Annotated in this window: 22 protein-coding genes and 1 tRNA gene; 20 read left to right on the forward strand and 3 right to left on the reverse strand. The window is 47.2% G+C overall.

Annotation, left to right across the window (positions count from 1 at the left end; genetic code table 11):
- Positions 1-154: 154 nt before the first annotated feature.
- The 5 genes from HMPREF3052_RS05720 to HMPREF3052_RS05735 all read left to right on the forward strand — a co-directional run bounded on the left by HMPREF3052_RS05720 (position 155) and on the right by HMPREF3052_RS05735 (position 2,430).
- Complete coding sequence (locus tag HMPREF3052_RS05720; protein WP_070749102.1) at positions 155-847, forward strand: hypothetical protein; 693 nt, start codon at positions 155-157, stop codon at positions 845-847.
- Between the two features lie 105 nt (positions 848-952).
- Positions 953-1,144 carry a hypothetical protein gene (locus HMPREF3052_RS12060; protein WP_283126962.1) on the forward strand — a complete coding sequence of 64 codons (192 nt, stop codon included), beginning with the start codon at positions 953-955 and terminating at the stop codon, positions 1,142-1,144.
- On the forward strand, positions 1,114-1,392 hold the full coding sequence (locus HMPREF3052_RS05725) for a homocysteine S-methyltransferase family protein (protein WP_283126963.1): 279 nt from the start codon (positions 1,114-1,116) through the stop codon (positions 1,390-1,392). The genes HMPREF3052_RS12060 and HMPREF3052_RS05725 overlap by 31 nt, the downstream gene beginning before the upstream one ends.
- A gap of 110 nt (positions 1,393-1,502) precedes the next feature.
- The gene (locus HMPREF3052_RS05730) at positions 1,503-1,982 is read left to right on the forward strand and encodes a hypothetical protein (RefSeq protein ID WP_070749104.1); all 480 of its coding nucleotides are present in this window, start codon (positions 1,503-1,505) and stop codon (positions 1,980-1,982) included.
- A 181-nt stretch (positions 1,983-2,163) separates the two neighbouring features.
- Entirely contained in the window at positions 2,164-2,430 is a 267-nt protein-coding gene (locus HMPREF3052_RS05735; RefSeq protein WP_070749106.1) for a hypothetical protein, read from the forward strand.
- 66 nt (positions 2,431-2,496) lie between these two features.
- Here the strand turns inward: HMPREF3052_RS05735 and HMPREF3052_RS05740 are convergent, their stop codons facing one another.
- A complete protein-coding gene (locus HMPREF3052_RS05740) occupies positions 2,497-2,826 on the reverse strand; it encodes a rhodanese-like domain-containing protein (RefSeq protein WP_003679997.1) in 330 nt (109 codons plus the stop codon).
- Between the two features lie 52 nt (positions 2,827-2,878).
- On the reverse strand, positions 2,879-3,535 hold the full coding sequence (locus HMPREF3052_RS05745) for a protein-L-isoaspartate O-methyltransferase family protein (RefSeq protein ID WP_003683725.1): 657 nt from the start codon (positions 3,533-3,535) through the stop codon (positions 2,879-2,881).
- Positions 3,536-3,717: 182 nt separating this feature from the next.
- On the opposite strand from HMPREF3052_RS05745, the gene tpiA reads away from it, so the two are divergent.
- From tpiA to HMPREF3052_RS05770, 5 genes are all read left to right on the forward strand, one after another.
- Positions 3,718-4,491, forward strand: a complete 774-nt coding sequence (gene tpiA, locus HMPREF3052_RS05750; RefSeq protein ID WP_003683819.1) for a triose-phosphate isomerase — start codon at positions 3,718-3,720, stop codon at positions 4,489-4,491.
- Positions 4,492-4,498: 7 nt separating this feature from the next.
- Complete coding sequence (secG, locus tag HMPREF3052_RS05755) at positions 4,499-4,858, forward strand: preprotein translocase subunit SecG (RefSeq protein ID WP_003683944.1); 360 nt, start codon at positions 4,499-4,501, stop codon at positions 4,856-4,858.
- Positions 4,859-4,873: 15 nt separating this feature from the next.
- Positions 4,874-4,959 (forward strand) — tRNA-Leu (locus HMPREF3052_RS05760).
- Between the two features lie 90 nt (positions 4,960-5,049).
- Positions 5,050-5,607 carry a UbiX family flavin prenyltransferase gene (locus HMPREF3052_RS05765; RefSeq protein ID WP_003683801.1) on the forward strand — a complete coding sequence of 186 codons (558 nt, stop codon included), beginning with the start codon at positions 5,050-5,052 and terminating at the stop codon, positions 5,605-5,607.
- Positions 5,608-5,658: 51 nt separating this feature from the next.
- Positions 5,659-6,093 carry a PNPOx family protein gene (locus tag HMPREF3052_RS05770; protein ID WP_070749108.1) on the forward strand — a complete coding sequence of 145 codons (435 nt, stop codon included), beginning with the start codon at positions 5,659-5,661 and terminating at the stop codon, positions 6,091-6,093.
- Between the two features lie 53 nt (positions 6,094-6,146).
- On the opposite strand, the gene ppk2 is transcribed toward HMPREF3052_RS05770, so the two are convergent.
- Positions 6,147-7,076, reverse strand: coding sequence for a polyphosphate kinase 2 (ppk2, locus tag HMPREF3052_RS05775; RefSeq protein WP_070749110.1), 930 nt, complete (start codon positions 7,074-7,076; stop codon positions 6,147-6,149).
- Positions 7,077-7,250: 174 nt separating this feature from the next.
- On the opposite strand from ppk2, the gene HMPREF3052_RS05780 reads away from it, so the two are divergent.
- From HMPREF3052_RS05780 to atpD, 10 genes are all read left to right on the forward strand, one after another.
- A complete protein-coding gene (locus tag HMPREF3052_RS05780; protein WP_070749112.1) occupies positions 7,251-9,035 on the forward strand; it encodes a bifunctional chorismate-binding protein/class IV aminotransferase in 1,785 nt (594 codons plus the stop codon).
- A 101-nt stretch (positions 9,036-9,136) separates the two neighbouring features.
- Entirely contained in the window at positions 9,137-9,997 is an 861-nt protein-coding gene (locus HMPREF3052_RS05785) for a ParB/RepB/Spo0J family partition protein (RefSeq protein WP_070749114.1), read from the forward strand.
- Between the two features lie 278 nt (positions 9,998-10,275).
- Entirely contained in the window at positions 10,276-10,629 is a 354-nt protein-coding gene (locus tag HMPREF3052_RS11360) for an ATP synthase subunit I (RefSeq protein ID WP_049328784.1), read from the forward strand.
- Entirely contained in the window at positions 10,619-11,485 is an 867-nt protein-coding gene (atpB, locus tag HMPREF3052_RS05790) for a F0F1 ATP synthase subunit A (protein WP_049351291.1), read from the forward strand. The genes HMPREF3052_RS11360 and atpB overlap by 11 nt, the downstream gene beginning before the upstream one ends.
- A 64-nt stretch (positions 11,486-11,549) precedes the next feature.
- Positions 11,550-11,786 carry a F0F1 ATP synthase subunit C gene (atpE, locus tag HMPREF3052_RS05795; RefSeq protein WP_003676106.1) on the forward strand — a complete coding sequence of 79 codons (237 nt, stop codon included), beginning with the start codon at positions 11,550-11,552 and terminating at the stop codon, positions 11,784-11,786.
- A 73-nt stretch (positions 11,787-11,859) separates the two neighbouring features.
- The gene (locus HMPREF3052_RS05800; RefSeq protein ID WP_004464459.1) at positions 11,860-12,330 is read left to right on the forward strand and encodes a F0F1 ATP synthase subunit B; all 471 of its coding nucleotides are present in this window, start codon (positions 11,860-11,862) and stop codon (positions 12,328-12,330) included.
- A 4-nt stretch (positions 12,331-12,334) separates the two neighbouring features.
- The gene (locus HMPREF3052_RS05805) at positions 12,335-12,868 is read left to right on the forward strand and encodes a F0F1 ATP synthase subunit delta (protein ID WP_003683778.1); all 534 of its coding nucleotides are present in this window, start codon (positions 12,335-12,337) and stop codon (positions 12,866-12,868) included.
- A gap of 10 nt (positions 12,869-12,878) precedes the next feature.
- The gene (atpA, locus tag HMPREF3052_RS05810) at positions 12,879-14,426 is read left to right on the forward strand and encodes a F0F1 ATP synthase subunit alpha (protein WP_003683922.1); all 1,548 of its coding nucleotides are present in this window, start codon (positions 12,879-12,881) and stop codon (positions 14,424-14,426) included.
- Between the two features lie 24 nt (positions 14,427-14,450).
- Entirely contained in the window at positions 14,451-15,326 is an 876-nt protein-coding gene (gene atpG / locus HMPREF3052_RS05815) for a F0F1 ATP synthase subunit gamma (protein WP_063076779.1), read from the forward strand.
- A gap of 38 nt (positions 15,327-15,364) precedes the next feature.
- Positions 15,365-16,762, forward strand: a complete 1,398-nt coding sequence (atpD, locus tag HMPREF3052_RS05820) for a F0F1 ATP synthase subunit beta (protein ID WP_063076780.1) — start codon at positions 15,365-15,367, stop codon at positions 16,760-16,762.
- Positions 16,763-16,769: the final 7 nt, after the last annotated feature.

The following is a 16,769-nucleotide window of genomic DNA, read 5'->3' on the forward strand; positions in this document are numbered from 1 at the left end:
CCGTCTGAAACTGGTTTTCAGACGGCCTTTTTTATTTTTAAAGATAAATATTCTTGATAATCTATATCATTTATATAAAAATACCGATTCCTATCAATATCGCCCGGATTTTATCGGGTAATCAACCCAATTACATTTTTATCAGGAGTCTGCAATGAAAACTATCCGTATTCTGGCATTGGCCGCCGCACTGGCCGCCGTGCCTGCATTTGCATCTGATTTCGGCCATGAACAGGCATTGACCATAGACGGCAAGCCCGCCCATCTGGCAGAAACTTCAGCCCGTATTTTGGCAAACGAAACCTTGACTGCGCCGCAACTGGTCGAAGACATTACCGATGGGTTGGGTTCGAAAAAAATTCCGGGCTATAAATTGATGATTATGGGCCGCACTTATTCGGTGGCAGCAGAAACCAAACCGCCGAAAGAGGGCCAAACTCAGTGGCGGGACAATACGTTCATTCATCGCGGCGTAAAACTGTTTGTCGGTATTCCGGTTAAAAACGGCAAGATGGATTTGGCGTCTGCACGATTGATTAATATCGGCGTGGTTGACGATAACGGTGGTGCCGCGCCTCATGATGAGGGTGAGAAAATCCGCCCCGTCGGCAAACAGCTGATGTCTCCCGATACCAAAGTGGAAAATGTGAAACTCAGTATTGCCAAACTGACGTTGCCAAATATGAAATTGGGCGAAACCAGTGGCGGTGGTGTGAAATTGGAAGCATCGGCAACATTGGACGGTAAGCCGATACAGACTAAAATCGACAGCACTTTCTCCCGTTTCTATTCCGCCAAACCAGCCGCTACACGGCCGTTTATGGCAGATGCACGGTTTGTGAAATAATCGCAAAGGCCGTCTGAAACCCAGTTTCAGACGGCCTTTTATATGCCAAAACTGCATAAGTTTAGTTTTTTATAGATTAAAGGTAAGGAGTTAAAAAAGCGTAGAATGGCGATTTTAAAAATTCATCATTGGAAGTCGATCATGACGGTAACGATTTTAGATGGCGGAATGGGGCGTGAATTGCATCGGCGCGGCGCACCGTTTCGTCAGCCGGAATGGTCTGCTTTAGCTTTGATGGAAACCCGGAGATTGTACGCGAAACGCATTTGGACTTTCTTCGCGCAGGCGCACAAGTAGTTACGACCAACAGCTATGCGCTTGTTCCGTTTCATATCGGGCAGGAGCGCTTTGATGCTCGAGCTGCCGAATGGGCAAGGCAGGCCGGCCGTTTGGCGCGTGAAGCGGTGGAACAAAGCGGGACTACTGCAAAAGTGGCCGCAAGCCTGCCGCCGTTGTTCGGTTCTTACCGCCCTGACTTGTTTGACAAACAAGTCGCACCTGCTTTGGCGCGCCCTTATTTAGGAAGGGGAACACAAAATTGTTAGGGAGGAAGGCGGTTAGTTTTAAGGTGAATTTTGCAAGGAAGTATACTTCCTTTAGTTGTTATTGACATAACAACTAAAATAATACTGATTAACTAAGAAAGAAAATTTATATGACGAATTTTATAACAACTTCACTTTTAAATCGTTTAATTAACTCTGGAGCAGACCGCAAGTTTGTAAGAGCTGTGAGTGCTATTTGGTACTTACAAGCTAGTAACGATCCCAATACGGAAGGATCTCGAAAAATTGTACCAGCAATATTAGGAACATTAGAAAATTTTCTGGTAGAAGAAGCTAAAGCGGTAGATGATGATCTTTTTAATTTGTTCACAAGTATTATCAAAAATAGTGAGTATGGGGCTTTATTTGATGAAACCCAAGCAATTTTTGATGTGGGTCTAAGAGAAATTGAAGAAAATTTCTCATTTAATCAACATCCTGTAATGGATATTTATGCTTACTATGCAAATGTAATGCTTGAAACAACAAAGCAAGATAAATATAGATTGTTAAAAATTCTTGAATTATTGGCTGTAAAAATTGATGAGTTATGCGGTTTAGCTAATCAAGCAGAAAAAGATTTATTTTAGATGTATACTGTGCTACAGATAAAATAGGTATTAGAGCCTGCTCAAAATTTCGTAAAACCTTGACGAAAATATAGAGAATTTACTATATATAATACATAACCATTTTTGCAATAGATTGTTGGCTGACGAAAATCGTCAGCCTTTTGTGCTTTATAAAAATCGGCTGATTTTGTCATTTTAATTGCTGACACAAAAGGCTGCGGCAAAATACCGCCTTATCGGCGTGGCAGCAACGCTTTATGCGGCTTGGATTGTCTATGCGGCAGGCACGGAATATTTGCTACTTTCAGTCTTGCTCTATTTGCCCGGCGTATTGCTGTTTCTCTATTCGCAAAAGAAACACTACGGAAGTTGTCAGTTCAACCGTATGGAAAAAGCCGTATTGGTATTGCTGTTGATTTTGGCTGTGCCGGCCGTACAGCAGTTTGTCTCTAGCTTACAAGCGTAAACAGAAAGGTTTGAAAAAGGCCGTCTGAAATCCAGTTTCAGACGGCCTTTTATTGATAAAACCGATTCAATACCGCATCATTTTGCTGTCCACCTGCATCGCCCAAGCATCAATACCGCCTTGAAGGTTGTAGAGGTTTTCAAATCCGGCGTCTTCTAAATACATTGCCGTGTGCAGGCTGCGGATGCCGTGGTGGCAGTAAACGACGATGGGTAAATCGTCGTCGGGCAGCTCGTTTTGGCGCAGTGGGATGAGGTTCATCGGGATATGAATGGCGGCGGGCAGGGTGCAGATGGCGCGTTCTTCATCGGTGCGGACGTCGAGCAGATGAAATGCGCGGCCTTCGTCCTGCCATTGTTTCAATTCGGTGGGCGAGAGTTGGATGATGTCGGTCATAGGGTAGGGTATGAAAGTATGAGGCCGTCTGAACTTTCAGACGGCCTGTTGTTTAAAAATCGAAATCGCCGAACGGATTGGCCGATTTGTCTTCCAAGTGGGCCACGACGGTGTCGAACAATACCTTTTCGGAAAACTCATTACCGTTGCGCGTCAGCAAAAGCGCGCGTTGTACCGGTTTGCGGCCGACGATGACCACCATACGGCCGCCGTCTTTCAGTTGCTCTTTCAGAATTTCAGGTACGCTGTCTACTGCGCCGCCCACATAAATCGCATCAAAAGGAGCGCCTTGAGATGCTTCGGTCAGGCCGTTGTTTTGCACATAATCGACGTTGGTAAAGCCCAATTCGTCCAAAACTTTTTTGGCGCGTTGCTGCTGCTGGGCATCGATGTCGTCAGTGACGACTTTGCCGGCCAGTTTGGACAGCAGGGCGGTTGCATAGCCTGAGCCTGTACCGATTTCTAAGACGGTTTCGTCTTTTTTCAATTTCAAACCTTGAGCCAGGCGGGCAACGACTTTGGGTTCCAACATCTTATGACCGTTGGTCAGCGGCAGCTCCATATCCGCATAGGCCAAACCTTGAAAAGCCTCGCCGACAAAATGTTCGCGCTCGATCTCCTCCAAAGCATCCAAAATGTCGAAGTCCAAGACATCCCACGGACGAATCTGCTGTTCAACCATATTGAAACGCGCTTTTTCAAAGTCCATATTTGTGCTCCGTTCAATTCTTAATTTTATCGAAGCATACATTATAAATCCTTGTCGGAGAGTGTGCCATCTTTCAGACGGCCCAGAGGCTCGTTAATAATTGCCAAGCGCACATATATCCACTAAACTTTGACATTACACGACGCTACAGCAAGCAACAACCAACACACGGAGCAATAAAGATGTATCACCAAATCGGAATGTGGGATCAAAAATGGGTTATCGGCAACTGGAAAATGAACGGCCGACTCCAAAACAACAATGCGCTTATGCACCGCTTCCGTGTCATGCCAACCGCAGAACGCGTGTTAATCGGCCTGGCCGCTCCGACCGTTTATCTGTTGCAACTGCACAACGCCATGCAGATTGTTTTGAACAACCGCATCTTGACCTGTGCGCAAGACGTGAGCCGTTTCCCGAATAACGGCGCGTACACCGGCGAAGTGTCCGCCGAAATGCTTGCCGACATCGGTACAGACATCGTCCTCATCGGCCACTCCGAGCGCAGCCTTTATTTCGGCGAGAAAAACGAAATCCAACGCCGCAAAATGGAAAACGTCCTCAACGTCGGCCTGATTCCATTGTTGTGTGTCGGCGAAAGCTTGGAAGAACGCGAAGCCGGTAAAGAACATGAAGTCATTGCCCACCAACTTTCCATCCTGCAAGGTTTAAACACCAAAAACATCGCCATTGCCTACGAGCCAGTTTGGGCGATCGGTACAGGCAAAGTTGCCACCGTCGAACAAATCGCCGACATGCACGCATTTATCTACAAAGAAATCTTGTCTTTGTGCGGAAGCGATGTTAAAATCCGCGTTCTTTACGGCGGAAGTGTGAAAGCGGATAACGCGGCCGACATCTTCGCAGTACCTCATGTAGACGGCGCATTGGTTGGTGGCGCGTCATTATCATATGACTCCTTTACCGCCATCATCAACGCAGCACAAGCCTCGTAGAAAACATATGGAAGCCTTTAAAACCCTTATCTGGATCATTAATATTATTTCCGCTTTAGCCGTAATCGTGTTAGTATTGTTGCAACACGGTAAAGGCGCGGATGCCGGCGCAACGTTCGGTTCCGGCAGCGGTAGCGCGCAAGGCGTATTCGGTTCTGCCGGTAACGCCAACTTTTTGAGCCGCTCGACTGCCATTGCCGCAACATTTTTCTTTGCGACCTGCATGGCGATGGTGTATATTCATACCCACTCCAGTAAGCACGGTTTAGACTTCAGCGATGTGAAGCAGACCCAGCAAGCTCCTAAGCCTGCAACGCCTGCACAAAACAATACAACTCCTGTTGCACCGAATCCTCAGCAGCAGTAAGACAATTTGATTTATGCCGACATGGTGGAATTGGTAGACACGCTATCTTGAGGGGGTAGTGGCCGTAGGCTGTGCGAGTTCAAATCTCGCTGTCGGCACCACATTAGAAAATCTAACCGCTTTTTAGCGGTTATTTTTTCGTCTTGAGAATCTGCCTTTCATTTATCTTTAGGCCGAGACAGGGAAATACAATGAAGCGTTTGGTTGTCGGCATCAGCGGTGCCAGCGGTTTTCAGTATGGCGTGAAGGCTTTGCAGCTTTTGCGTGAGCATCAGGTAGAAACGCATTTGGTGGTTTCGCAAGGGGCGGAGATGACCCGTGCTTTGGAAACGGATTACACTAAAGAAGATGTTTATGCTTTGGCGGATGTCGTGCATTCCGTCCGTAATGTCGGGGCAAGTATTGCCAGTGGATCGTTTTTGACGGATGGAATGTTGATTGCGCCGTGTTCAATGAAAACTTTGGCTTCGGTTGCTCATGGATTTGCCGATAATTTGCTCAGCCGTGCGGCGGATGTAACGTTGAAAGAGCGGCGCAAGCTGGTGTTGATGGTGCGTGAAGCGCCGTTAAATTTGGCGCACATTGAAAATATGCGCCGTGTGACAGAAATGGGAGGTATTGTGTTTCCTCCCGTTCCGGCTTTATATCAGAAGCCCGAATCCATCGAAGATATGATTACACACAGCGTCTCTCATGCTTTGGACTTGTTCGGTATCATTCAAAACAATGTGCTGCGCTGGCAGGGCTGATGTTTCAGACGGCCTGAGTATAAGTTACGACTGAGAAGGAAGATAAAAATCATGCAAGCGATTCCTACCAATATCGTTAAATTTTTGAGCAATCATCATGTCGTCAGTATTGCCGCTGCGGCAGACGGCGAAGTTTGGGCGGCTTGTTGTTTTTATGTGTTTGATGAGGCAAATGCCCGATTAATTGTGCTGACATCTTTGAAAACGAAACATGGAGGAATGATGAGCCGGTCAGCCAAAGTAGCCGGTACCATTGCCGGACAGCCTGACAGCATCACGAAAATCAGCGGCATTCAGTTTGCGGCGACTGCCGCTTTGATTGAGGATGAAGCGGATTTGAAAGCGGCGCAGTCTTTGTATTACAAAGCGCATCCTGCTGCCAGAGTAATGAAAAGCGATGTTTGGGCATTGAATTTGGACAGTGTGAAATTCACTGACAATAAATTGGTATTCGCACAAAAAACGTACTGGAATCGCGAGGATTAAGAAAAGGCCGTCTGAAAGATGAAATTTCAGACGGCCTTTGGTAAGGTTACAAATTAATCGTGTCCGAGATCGACAGTTTTTTCTTTGTAACGTGTATCAGGAACCAAAACGATTTTCTCGTCCACTTTGCCGATGGCTTTCACGTCTTTGCCCGGATAGTCCAGCTGATGCAGGAAGTAGCGGATACAGTTCAAACGTGCACGTTTTTTGTCGTCGGAGCGGATGATGACCCAAGGCGCGTCGCCGGTGTGGGTGTGGAAGAACATGGCGTTTTTGGCTTCGGTGTAGTCGTCCCAGCGGTCGAGCGACTGGATGTCCACAGGGGACAGTTTCCAGTGTTTCAGGGGGTCATCACGACGGGAGATGAAGCGGCGGAGTTGTTCTTCACGGGATACGGAGAACCAGAATTTGAACAGGTGGATGCCGCTGGCAACAAGCATGCGTTCCAATTCAGGGGTTTGACGCATGAAGAGCAGGTATTCGTTAGGTTCGCAGAAGCCCATGACGCGTTCTACGCCGGCACGGTTGTACCATGATCGGTCGAAGAATACCATTTCGCCTGCGGTCGGCAGGTTTTGGATGTAGCGTTGGAAATACCATTGGCCGCGTTCGGTAGTGGTTGGTTTCTCTAAAGCAACCACGCGCGCGCCACGCGGATTCAGGTGTTCCATGAAGCGTTTGATGGTACCGCCTTTACCGGCTGCGTCGCGGCCTTCAAACAGGCTGACAATACGCTGACCGGAATCTTTAACCCAGCTTTGTACTTTCAACAATTCAATTTGCAGCTTCTGTTTTTCTTTTTCGTAAACAGAGCGGCGCATACGTTGTTTGTATGGGTAGTTGGCAGGAAGCGGTGCGCTGCCGGAATCTTCGTCAGTGCCGCGTCCTTCGTGTTCCAAAACAGCCTTTTCGAATACTTGCAGCTGGTCTTGTTTCTCGCCCAGTTCAACATTCTCGAACGGTTCTAATTGGTGGTCTGCCATAAAGTCTCCTTATCGATTAAGTTTTAAATGATATGGTGTGGTATGACTTGATTTTACCTCTTTATGCTGTGTTAGCCTACATAAAATTACACATAAGCGATTTTTTCTGACTTGTTTGATAATTTTTGTAAAAACAGCGTATAATCAGCCTATTTGTATAATACATCATGCCTTATGCCTTATTTCGCCCTGTTCGACGATGCGTTAAGCGGTCGTGCAAAACTCTATCAAAATCATGTGGAAAGCTGCCTTTTTCATCATAACGAACTGGCGTCGTTGGATGATGTTTTGCAGGCAGGTTGGAAAAAAGGCCTGCATGCAGTGTTGTTTGCAGACTACGAATTCGGATTGCCACTGATGGATATTTCATCCGTGCGCAGTGGCAATTTGCGTTTGCACTGGTTTGCTGCTTGTTCCGAAATCGATGCCGAAAACTGGCTGGCCAATCATTCAGACGGCCTTGAGGCAGGTATCTCCACTCCCCGATTTTCCGTATCCGAAGCCGATTATCTCGAGCATATCAACCAAATCCACGAAGCCATCCGCCGCGGCGACACCTATCAAATCAATTACACCGCACGCCTGCACCTGCAAACTTACGGCAATCCGATTCAGCTTTACCGCCGTTTGCGTCAGCCTGTGCCGTATGCCGTTTTGTCTTGTCTGCCCGACGGGGCGGGGCAGGAAGCGTGGACTTTGTGTTTTTCTCCCGAACTTTTCCTCAAAATCGATTCAGACGGCCTGATCACAACCGAGCCGATGAAAGGCACTGCGCCGATTCTTCATGATGGACAAGATGAACGCCGCGCCGTTGAATTGCAAAACGACCCGAAAAATCGCGCTGAAAATGTGATGATTGTCGATTTGTTGCGCAACGACCTCGGTAAAATCGCGCAAACGGGCAAAGTACGCGTGCCTGAACCGTTTAAAGTTTCCCGTTTCGGCAGTGTTTGGCAGATGACCAGTGCCATCGAGGCGCAGGCGCTGCCTGATGTTTCGGTTGCTGATATTCTCCGTGCAGCCTTCCCGTGCGGCAGTATTACCGGAGCGCCCAAACGAATGAGTATGCAGATTATTGAGTCTCTTGAATCCGAACCGCGCAGTTTGTACACAGGCAGCATCGGCTTTTTGCATCCGTGCGATACGGGTTTGGGATTTGAAGGTGTATTTAATGTCGTGATCCGCACCTTATCCCTGAAGCCGGTTTCAGACGGCCTTTATCAAGGTGTTTATGGCGTGGGTTCGGGGATTGTGATTGATAGCGATCCTGAAGCCGAATATCGCGAGTGTGGTTGGAAGGCGCGTTTCCTCAATGAATTGCGGCCTGATTTCGGTATTTTTGAAACCATGCGCGTGGAAGGAAAACAATGTCGTTTGCTTGATTTGCATTTAGGCCGTCTGAACAGCTCGGCACAAGCGCTCAACCTGACTTGGCCTGAAAATACAATAGAGAAAATCCAACACTATATAGATGCGTTGCCAAGTGGGTTATTTAGAGTCAAAGCCGCTTTGTTTTCAGACGGCCTTGTATTGAGTCATGCGGCTGTTTCCGAATTGGATGGGCAGCAATACGTTATCTTGAGTGAACACACATTAAGCCAACGCGATTATCTGCGCCGTTTCAAAACCACGCGCCGTGAAATTTTTGACCAAGCATGGAAAACGGCAGAAGGGCAGGGCGCATTTGACAGCCTGTTTTTCAATTCAGACGGCCTTTTGTTAGAGGGCGGAAGAAGCAATGTGTTCATCAAATATCAAGGACAATGGCTCACGCCGTCTTTGGATTTGGATATTTTGAACGGGGTAATGCGCCAAGCGGTATTGAAGCAGCCGCAACTATATTTAGGTGCAGATACGATAAGGGAAACACACATCACGCGCGCCATGTTGGAAAATGCGGAAGAAATTCGCTTGAGTAACGCTTTAAGGGGCGTGTTTGCGGTTTCGTTCCGTAAATAAATGGCAATAGTCAAATCATTGTGATTCAAATTGTCGTAAAGCGGCAATATCCGATAGAATACGTCATTTCAACAATGAGGCCGTCTGAAAGGGAAAATAATATGGCAAAAGCAAAAGGTGGATTGGGACGCGGTTTGGATTCGCTGATTTCCAATGCAGTGGACAGCAGCAGTAGCGACCGCCTGACAACGGTTGCCATCGCCGATATTCAGCCCGGCCGCTATCAGGCGCGTGTGCAAATGGATGACGAAGCTTTGCAGGAATTGGCCGATTCCATTAAAGCGCAAGGCATTATCCAGCCGGTTATCGTACGTGAGCGTGGTCTGTCTCAATATGAATTGATTGCCGGCGAACGCCGTTGGCGCGCCTCCCAGTTGGCCGGTTTGACCGAAATTCCCGTCGTTATCAAAACCATCAGCGACGAAACCGCGTTGGCCATGGGTTTGATTGAAAACCTGCAACGTGAAAACCTCAATCCGATTGAAGAAGCGCAAGGTTTGAAACGCCTTGCCGATGAATTCGGCCTGACTCACGAAACCATCGCAAAAGCCGTCGGTAAAAGCCGTAGTGCCATCTCCAACAGCCTGCGCCTGTTGAGCCTGCCTGAGCCGGTTCAGGAAATGCTTTATCAACGCCGTCTGGAAATGGGTCATGCCCGTGCGTTGCTGACCTTGCATGTGGTTGACCAATTGGAGTTGGCGCAAAAAGCCGTCAAAAACGGTTGGTCGGTACGCGAGGTAGAACGCCGCAGCCAGTTGGCGCATCAAAAAGCCAAACCGGAAGCCGCCAAGACCATCAGCCCGGATATCCGCCGTATTAATGATGTCCTGACCGAGCGTTTGGGTGTCAATGCCGAAGTCAAAACCAGCAATCAGAAAAAAGGCAAAATCATACTGCATTTTGATACGCCGGAAACGTTCGAATATTTGCTGAAACAGTTAGGCATTAATCAAGAGTTTTAACGGTTTTATAAACAGGCCGTCTGAAAAAAAAATTTTCAGACGGCCTGAATTTTTGATAAAAGGACTGGTCGTACAGATGTTTACAATACAAATCAAAATCTTCTGTAAAATCTGTGTAGCAACATGTAATTTGTGTTAAACTCCGTTCCTGCAAAGATTTGTTTTATATGTGTTAATCATTTATCTGTGAAAGGTTCACAAAGATTAACATATTGCTTGACGTTAACAAACTTCTTGATTATATTAATTTACCTTGCGTTTTTGGGGTGTGAAGTACAATGAATCGGATAGTCCCATTGCAAGTGATTGTATTGTTAATAATTTCAGTTGTTTGTGCGTTATTTTCCGGATTGCCCGGCTTCCTCTCTGCTTTGGCGGGAGGATTTTCATACATTTTACCTACCCTGGTTGCAGTTTTACTTTTAAAGTTTTCCCGACGAAATCCCGATCTGCAAAGCTCGATGTTTGTCGGTGGAGAGGTTTTAAAAGTAGTGCTGTCGCTGGTATCTATGTCGGTCGTTTTTGCGATATGGCATCAATCGCTGGTATTTTTCCCATTCTTATTGGGGTTACTCAGTGTCAGTCATTTGGTTTTTTTAGTATTGTTGAGAGTGAAACACTATGGCAGGTGAAACTATGACCGCTGCCGACTACATCAAGCACCACTTGCAAAGCTTGACCAGTATGTCGGATGTTACTCAGGGTCAAGGACTGAAAAACATCGCTGATTTTTCGTTCATTAACCTTGATGCAATCTTTTTTGCCGTTCTGTTGGGCGTAATCGGCAGCTTCCTTTTGTGGCGTGGAGCCAAAAAAGCAACGGCTGGCGTACCCGGTCGTTTTCAGGCGGCTGTTGAAATTCTGTTCGAATTCGTGGATAACATGTGTAAGAGCATTATTCATAACGAACAATCGCGTAAAGCTGTTGCGCCTTTAGGCTTGACTCTGTTTGTCTGGATTTTCTTGATGAACGCCATGGATATGTTGCCAGTTGATTTGCTGCCAATGGTATGGCAAGGCGTTACCGGTAATCATCACGCACTGTTGCGTGTCGTACCGACTGCTGACTTGAATACCACTTTGGCTCTGGCAATTGGCGTATTGTTGGTATGTATTTATTACAATATCAAAATCAAAGGCTTTGGCGGTTGGATTCACGAATTGTTCAGTGCGCCTTTTGGTCCGATGCTTGCTCCGGCCAACTTCTTGTTGAACTTGGTAGAGTTCTTGTCCAAAACCGTATCCCACGGTATGCGGTTGTTTGGTAATATGTATGCCGGTGAGCTGGTGTTCTTGCTGATTGCTTTGTTGGGTGGTGCATGGGCATCAACCGGCAGTATCGAAACTTTGGATCCAATTTTATTTGTGTTCCACCTGATTGCCGGTTTGGCTTGGGCGATTTTCCACATTTTGGTTATCACCTTGCAGGCATTTATTTTCATGGCGTTGGCGTTCGTATATATCGGACAAGCGCATGATGCACACTAATCAAGTAGTTTTTTCGTAGTTTGTTTTTTGTAGTTTAACCTTTACTATTTTAAGGAGTTTAAAAATGGGTTTGATTGCTATCGCATGTGGTTTGATCGTTGCCTTGGGTGCATTGGGTGCCTCTATCGGTATCGCAATGGTTGGTTCTAAATACTTGGAATCTTCTGCTCGTCAACCTGAGCTGATCGGTCCTCTGCAAACCAAACTGTTCTTGATTGCTGGTCTGATTGATGCGGCCTTCTTGATCGGTGTGGCTATTGCCCTGTTGTTCGCCTTCGTTAACCCGTTTGGTGCTGCGTAATCAAGACGGAGCGATCCGTTCAGATACAGGCTTATGGTCTGTTTGATTAACCCAGATACGAAGGTTAAGTAACGTGAATATTAATGCAACCTTATTTGCGCAAATCCTGGTTTTCTTTGGTTTGGTTTGGTTTACGATGAAATTCGTATGGCCTCCGATTGCCAAAGCGTTGGATGAGCGTGCTGCAAAAATCGCCGAGGGTTTGGCTGCTGCCGAGCGCGGTAAGAGCGATTTTGAGCAGGCAGAGAAAAAAGTTGCAGAACTTATGGCCGAAGGGCGTAATCAGGTAACCGAAATGGTTGCCAACGCCGAAAAACGTGCTGCAAAAATTGTAGAAGAAGCCAAAGAGCAAGCTTCTCATGAAGCAGCACGCATTGCAGCCCAAGCAAAAGCTGACGTGGAGCAAGAAGTTAACCGTGCGCGCGAAGTATTGCGCGAACAGGTTGCTACACTGGCTGTTAAAGGTGCGGAATCTATCTTGCGTAAGGAAGTTGATGCTTCCAAACATGCAGATTTGCTCAGTACCTTAAAACAGGAGCTGTAATCTTATGGCAGAGTTCGCAACGATTGCCAGACCTTATGCGAAAGCATTGTTCAGTCTGGCTCAGGAAAAAAACCAAATCGAGTCTTGGTTGGGCGAACTGAAAGAACTCGCAGCGGTTGTTCAAGATGAGAAAGTCATTGCTTTCATTGAGCAACCGGAAACGGGAGCTTCCGAAAAAGCAGAAACGCTCAAAGGTCTTGTCGGTATCAAAAATGTCGAATTGGCAAATTTCATTACCGTTTTGGCCGAGCAAAAGCGTTTGCTGGTATTGCCGGAAATTTATGCCCAATATCAAGATTTGACCTTGATACACAACAATACGAAATCGGCAGTAATTTACAGCGCGTATGAACTCAGTTCTCAGCAGCTGGCCGATGTTACCGATATCCTGACAAAACGCTTCAACAGCAAATTGGATGTGGTAACTAAAGTTGCCCCTGAATTAATTGGCGGCATCAAAGTAGAAGTGGGTGATCAGGTCTTGGATTTGTCCGTACAAGGCAAACTGAATGCTTTGTATGCGACTATGACAAATTAGGAGAGTTTTCATGCAGCTTAATCCTGCTGAAATTAGCGATTTGATTAAAGCCAAAATCGAAAATCTGTCCGTCGATGCAGAAGTGCGTACCCGTGGTACCGTTGTTTCTGTTACAGACGGCATTGTGCGCATTCATGGCTTGTCAGACGCGATGCAAGGTGAGATGCTCGAATTCCCCGGTAACACTTTCGGTCTGGCCATGAACTTGGAGCGTGACTCCGTCGGTGCCGTAGTGTTGGGTGAGTACGAACACATTAAAGAAGGCGATACAGTTACCTGTACCGGCCGTATTTTGGAAGTGCCGATCGGTCGCGAACTGGTTGGCCGTGTAGTTGATGCATTGGGTCGTCCTATCGATGGTAAAGGTCCAATCAACACAACATTGACTGCTCCAATCGAAAAAATTGCACCAGGTGTGATTGCGCGTAAATCGGTTGACCAACCAATGCAAACCGGCCTGAAAGCCATTGACTCTATGGTTCCGGTTGGTCGTGGCCAACGTGAGTTGATCATTGGTGACCGTCAAACCGGTAAAACTGCCGTAGCACTGGATGCCATCGTTAACCAAAAAGGTACAGGCGTTATCTGTATTTATGTGGCTATCGGTCAAAAAGCATCTTCTATTGCCAACGTAGTACGCAAATTGGAAGAGCATGGCGCGATGGAACACACTATCGTAGTTGCTGCAACTGCTTCTGAAGCCGCTGCACTGCAATACATCGCTCCTTACTCCGGTTGTACCATGGGTGAATTCTTCCGTGACCGTGGTGAAGATGCACTGATCGTATACGATGACTTGTCTAAACAAGCCGTTGCATACCGTCAAATTTCCCTGCTGTTGCGCCGTCCTCCTGGTCGTGAAGCATATCCTGGCGACGTATTCTACCTGCACTCCCGTCTGTTGGAACGTGCGGCCCGCGTCAGCGAAAACGAAGTTGAAAAACTGACCAATGGCGAAGTAAAAGGCAAAACCGGTTCTCTGACTGCGTTGCCAATTATTGAAACCCAAGCCGGTGACGTATCAGCATTCGTACCAACCAACGTAATTTCGATTACAGACGGCCAAATCTTCTTGGAAACCGACTTGTTCAACGCCGGTATCCGTCCTGCAATCAATGCCGGTATTTCCGTATCGCGCGTGGGTGGTGCAGCACAAACCAAAGTTATCAAAAAACTGGGTGGCGGTATCCGTTTGGCGTTGGCACAGTACCGTGAATTGGCGGCGTTCTCGCAATTTGCTTCCGATTTGGACGAAGCAACACGCAAACAGCTGCAACACGGTGAAGTGGTTACTGAATTGATGAAACAAAAACAATTCAGCACATTGAATACTGCCGAAATGGCATTGACTTTGTGGGCGATCAACAACGGTTCTTACGCAGATGTTCCGGTATCCAAAGCCTTGGCTTTCGAAGCAGAATTCTTGAGTTTCGTACGTACGCAACATCCTGAGGTTCTGGAAGCGATTAATGCATCAGGCGCAATGTCTGACGAAAGCGAAAAAGCATTAACCGAAGCCATGAAATCTTTCAAATCTTCTTACGCTTACCAAGCATAAGTATTGAGATGAAAGGAGTCTGAAATGGCAGTCGGAAAAGAGATTCTCACCAAAATCCGTAGTGTTCAAAATACCCAAAAGATCACTAAAGCGATGCAAATGGTGTCGACCTCTAAAATGCGGAAGACTCAAGACCGGATGCGCTTAGCGCGTCCGTACGCCGAAAAAGTGCGTACAGTGATGAGCCATCTTGCACAGACCCATGCCGATCATGGTATCAAATTGTTGGAGCCGCACCGCGAAGTGCGTCGTGCCGGTTTCATTTTGATTACCTCGGATAAAGGTTTGTGCGGTGGCTTGAACGCAAACGTACTGAAAAAGTTTTTGGCGCAAGTTCAAGAGTATCAGGAACAAGGCATCGAAGTCGAAGTCGTGTGCCTGGGTAGTAAAGGTTTGGCTGCATGCCAAAGCATCGGTTTGAATGTTATTGCCAGCGCAACCAATTTGGGCGATACCCCAAAAATGGAATTGCTGCTCGGACCTCTGACCGAAATCTTCCAACGTTATGAGAAGCATGAATTAGACCGTATCCATATGGTTTACTCACGTTTTGTCAATACAATGCGCCAAGAGCCGCGTATGGAAGTTTTGCTGCCTATCGGTGAAAACGTTATTGACGACGAAGCGGGTCATTCTTCATTTACTTGGGAATACCGCTACGAGCCGAGTCCTATCGCCGTATTGGAATATTTGGTTCGCCGCTATTTAGAGTCTGTGGTTTATCAGGCATTGAGCGACAACATGGCATCCGAACAAGCCGCGCGTATGGTAGCGATGAAAGCCGCAACCGACAACGCAGGCAATGCCATTAAAGAATTGCGCTTGGTGTACAACAAATCGCGTCAAGCTGCGATTACCACAGAATTGTCAGAAATTGTAGCAGGTGCAGCGGCAGTTTAATGCCGTCTGAAGCCTGAACAGGAAATTAGGATACGATAATGAGCCAAGGCAAAATCGTACAAGTTATTGGTGCGGTGGTTGACGTGGAATTTCCACGCGACGCTATCCCGCATGTTTACGATGCCCTGAAATTGGACGAGAACGGTCTGACTCTGGAAGTTCAACAGCTTCTGGGTGACGGCGTTGTCCGTACTATTGCAATGGGTAGTTCAGACGGCCTGAAACGCGGCATGTCTGTAAGCAATACTGGTGCGCCAATCACTGTGCCGGTAGGTAAAGGTACATTGGGTCGTATTGTCGACGTATTGGGTACGCCTGTTGATGAAGCAGGTCCGATCGATACCGACAAGAGCCGTGCCATTCACCAAACTGCTCCGAAATTCGACGAGTTGTCTTCAACTACCGAATTGCTGGAAACCGGTATTAAAGTGATCGACTTGCTGTGTCCGTTTGCTAAGGGCGGTAAAGTAGGTCTGTTCGGTGGTGCCGGTGTGGGCAAAACCGTGAACATGATGGAATTGATCAACAACATCGCCAAAGCGCACAGCGGTCTGTCCGTGTTCGCAGGTGTGGGTGAACGTACCCGTGAAGGTAACGACTTCTACCACGAGATGAAAGATTCCAACGTATTGGATAAAGTAGCCATGGTGTATGGCCAAATGAACGAACCTCCGGGCAACCGTCTGCGCGTTGCTTTGACCGGTTTGACTATGGCCGAATACTTCCGTGACGAAAAAGACGAAAACGGTAAAGGTCGCGACGTATTGTTCTTCGTTGACAACATCTACCGTTACACTCTGGCCGGTACCGAAGTATCTGCACTGTTGGGCCGTATGCCTTCTGCAGTGGGTTACCAACCGACATTGGCTGAAGAAATGGGTCGTTTGCAAGAGCGTATTACCTCTACCCAAACTGGTTCCATTACTTCCATCCAAGCCGTATATGTACCTGCGGATGACTTGACTGACCCGTCTCCAGCGACAACTTTCGCCCACTTGGACGCCACCGTCGTATTGAGCCGTGATATTGCATCTTTGGGTATTTACCCGGCAGTTGACCCGCTTGATTCCACTTCACGCCAATTGGATCCGATGGTATTGGGTCAAGAACACTACGACGTAGCGCGCGGTGTACAGTCTACTCTGCAAAAATACAAAGAATTGCGCGACATTATTGCCATTCTGGGTATGGACGAATTGTCTGACGAAGACAAACTGACTGTGATGCGTGCCCGTAAAATCCAACGCTTCCTGTCTCAACCGTTCCACGTTGCCGAAGTATTTACCGGTTCTCCAGGCAAATACGTTCCATTGCGTGACACTATCGCTGGCTTTAAAGCCATCTTGAACGGCGAATACGACCATCTGCCTGAACAAGCGTTCTACATGGTAGGCGGTATCGAAGAAGCGGCTGAGAAAGCGAAAACCTTAAACTAAGGAGGCC

This window comes from Neisseria sp. HMSC056A03 (assembly GCF_001815685.1).
Lineage (GTDB): Bacteria > Pseudomonadota > Gammaproteobacteria > Burkholderiales > Neisseriaceae > Neisseria > Neisseria subflava.

Excerpts from the sequence above, each read along its gene's own strand:
- HMPREF3052_RS05720 (WP_070749102.1), top strand. The coding sequence starts at position 155 with ATGAAAACTATCCGTATTCTGGCATTGGCCGCCGCACTGGCCGCCGTG.
- HMPREF3052_RS12060 (WP_283126962.1), top strand. The coding sequence starts at position 953 with ATGGCGATTTTAAAAATTCATCATTGGAAGTCGATCATGACGGTAACG.
- HMPREF3052_RS05730 (WP_070749104.1), top strand. The coding sequence starts at position 1,503 with ATGACGAATTTTATAACAACTTCACTTTTAAATCGTTTAATTAACTCT.
- HMPREF3052_RS05740 (WP_003679997.1), bottom strand. The coding sequence starts at position 2,826 with ATGACCGACATCATCCAACTCTCGCCCACCGAATTGAAACAATGGCAG.
- HMPREF3052_RS05745 (WP_003683725.1), bottom strand. The coding sequence starts at position 3,535 with ATGGACTTTGAAAAAGCGCGTTTCAATATGGTTGAACAGCAGATTCGT.
- tpiA (WP_003683819.1), top strand. The coding sequence starts at position 3,718 with ATGTATCACCAAATCGGAATGTGGGATCAAAAATGGGTTATCGGCAAC.
- secG (WP_003683944.1), top strand. The coding sequence starts at position 4,499 with ATGGAAGCCTTTAAAACCCTTATCTGGATCATTAATATTATTTCCGCT.
- HMPREF3052_RS05765 (WP_003683801.1), top strand. The coding sequence starts at position 5,050 with ATGAAGCGTTTGGTTGTCGGCATCAGCGGTGCCAGCGGTTTTCAGTAT.
- HMPREF3052_RS05770 (WP_070749108.1), top strand. The coding sequence starts at position 5,659 with ATGCAAGCGATTCCTACCAATATCGTTAAATTTTTGAGCAATCATCAT.
- ppk2 (WP_070749110.1), bottom strand. The coding sequence starts at position 7,076 with ATGGCAGACCACCAATTAGAACCGTTCGAGAATGTTGAACTGGGCGAG.
- HMPREF3052_RS05780 (WP_070749112.1), top strand. The coding sequence starts at position 7,251 with ATGCCTTATTTCGCCCTGTTCGACGATGCGTTAAGCGGTCGTGCAAAA.
- HMPREF3052_RS05785 (WP_070749114.1), top strand. The coding sequence starts at position 9,137 with ATGGCAAAAGCAAAAGGTGGATTGGGACGCGGTTTGGATTCGCTGATT.
- HMPREF3052_RS11360 (WP_049328784.1), top strand. The coding sequence starts at position 10,276 with ATGAATCGGATAGTCCCATTGCAAGTGATTGTATTGTTAATAATTTCA.
- atpB (WP_049351291.1), top strand. The coding sequence starts at position 10,619 with ATGGCAGGTGAAACTATGACCGCTGCCGACTACATCAAGCACCACTTG.
- atpE (WP_003676106.1), top strand. The coding sequence starts at position 11,550 with ATGGGTTTGATTGCTATCGCATGTGGTTTGATCGTTGCCTTGGGTGCA.
- HMPREF3052_RS05805 (WP_003683778.1), top strand. The coding sequence starts at position 12,335 with ATGGCAGAGTTCGCAACGATTGCCAGACCTTATGCGAAAGCATTGTTC.
- atpA (WP_003683922.1), top strand. The coding sequence starts at position 12,879 with ATGCAGCTTAATCCTGCTGAAATTAGCGATTTGATTAAAGCCAAAATC.
- atpG (WP_063076779.1), top strand. The coding sequence starts at position 14,451 with ATGGCAGTCGGAAAAGAGATTCTCACCAAAATCCGTAGTGTTCAAAAT.
- atpD (WP_063076780.1), top strand. The coding sequence starts at position 15,365 with ATGAGCCAAGGCAAAATCGTACAAGTTATTGGTGCGGTGGTTGACGTG.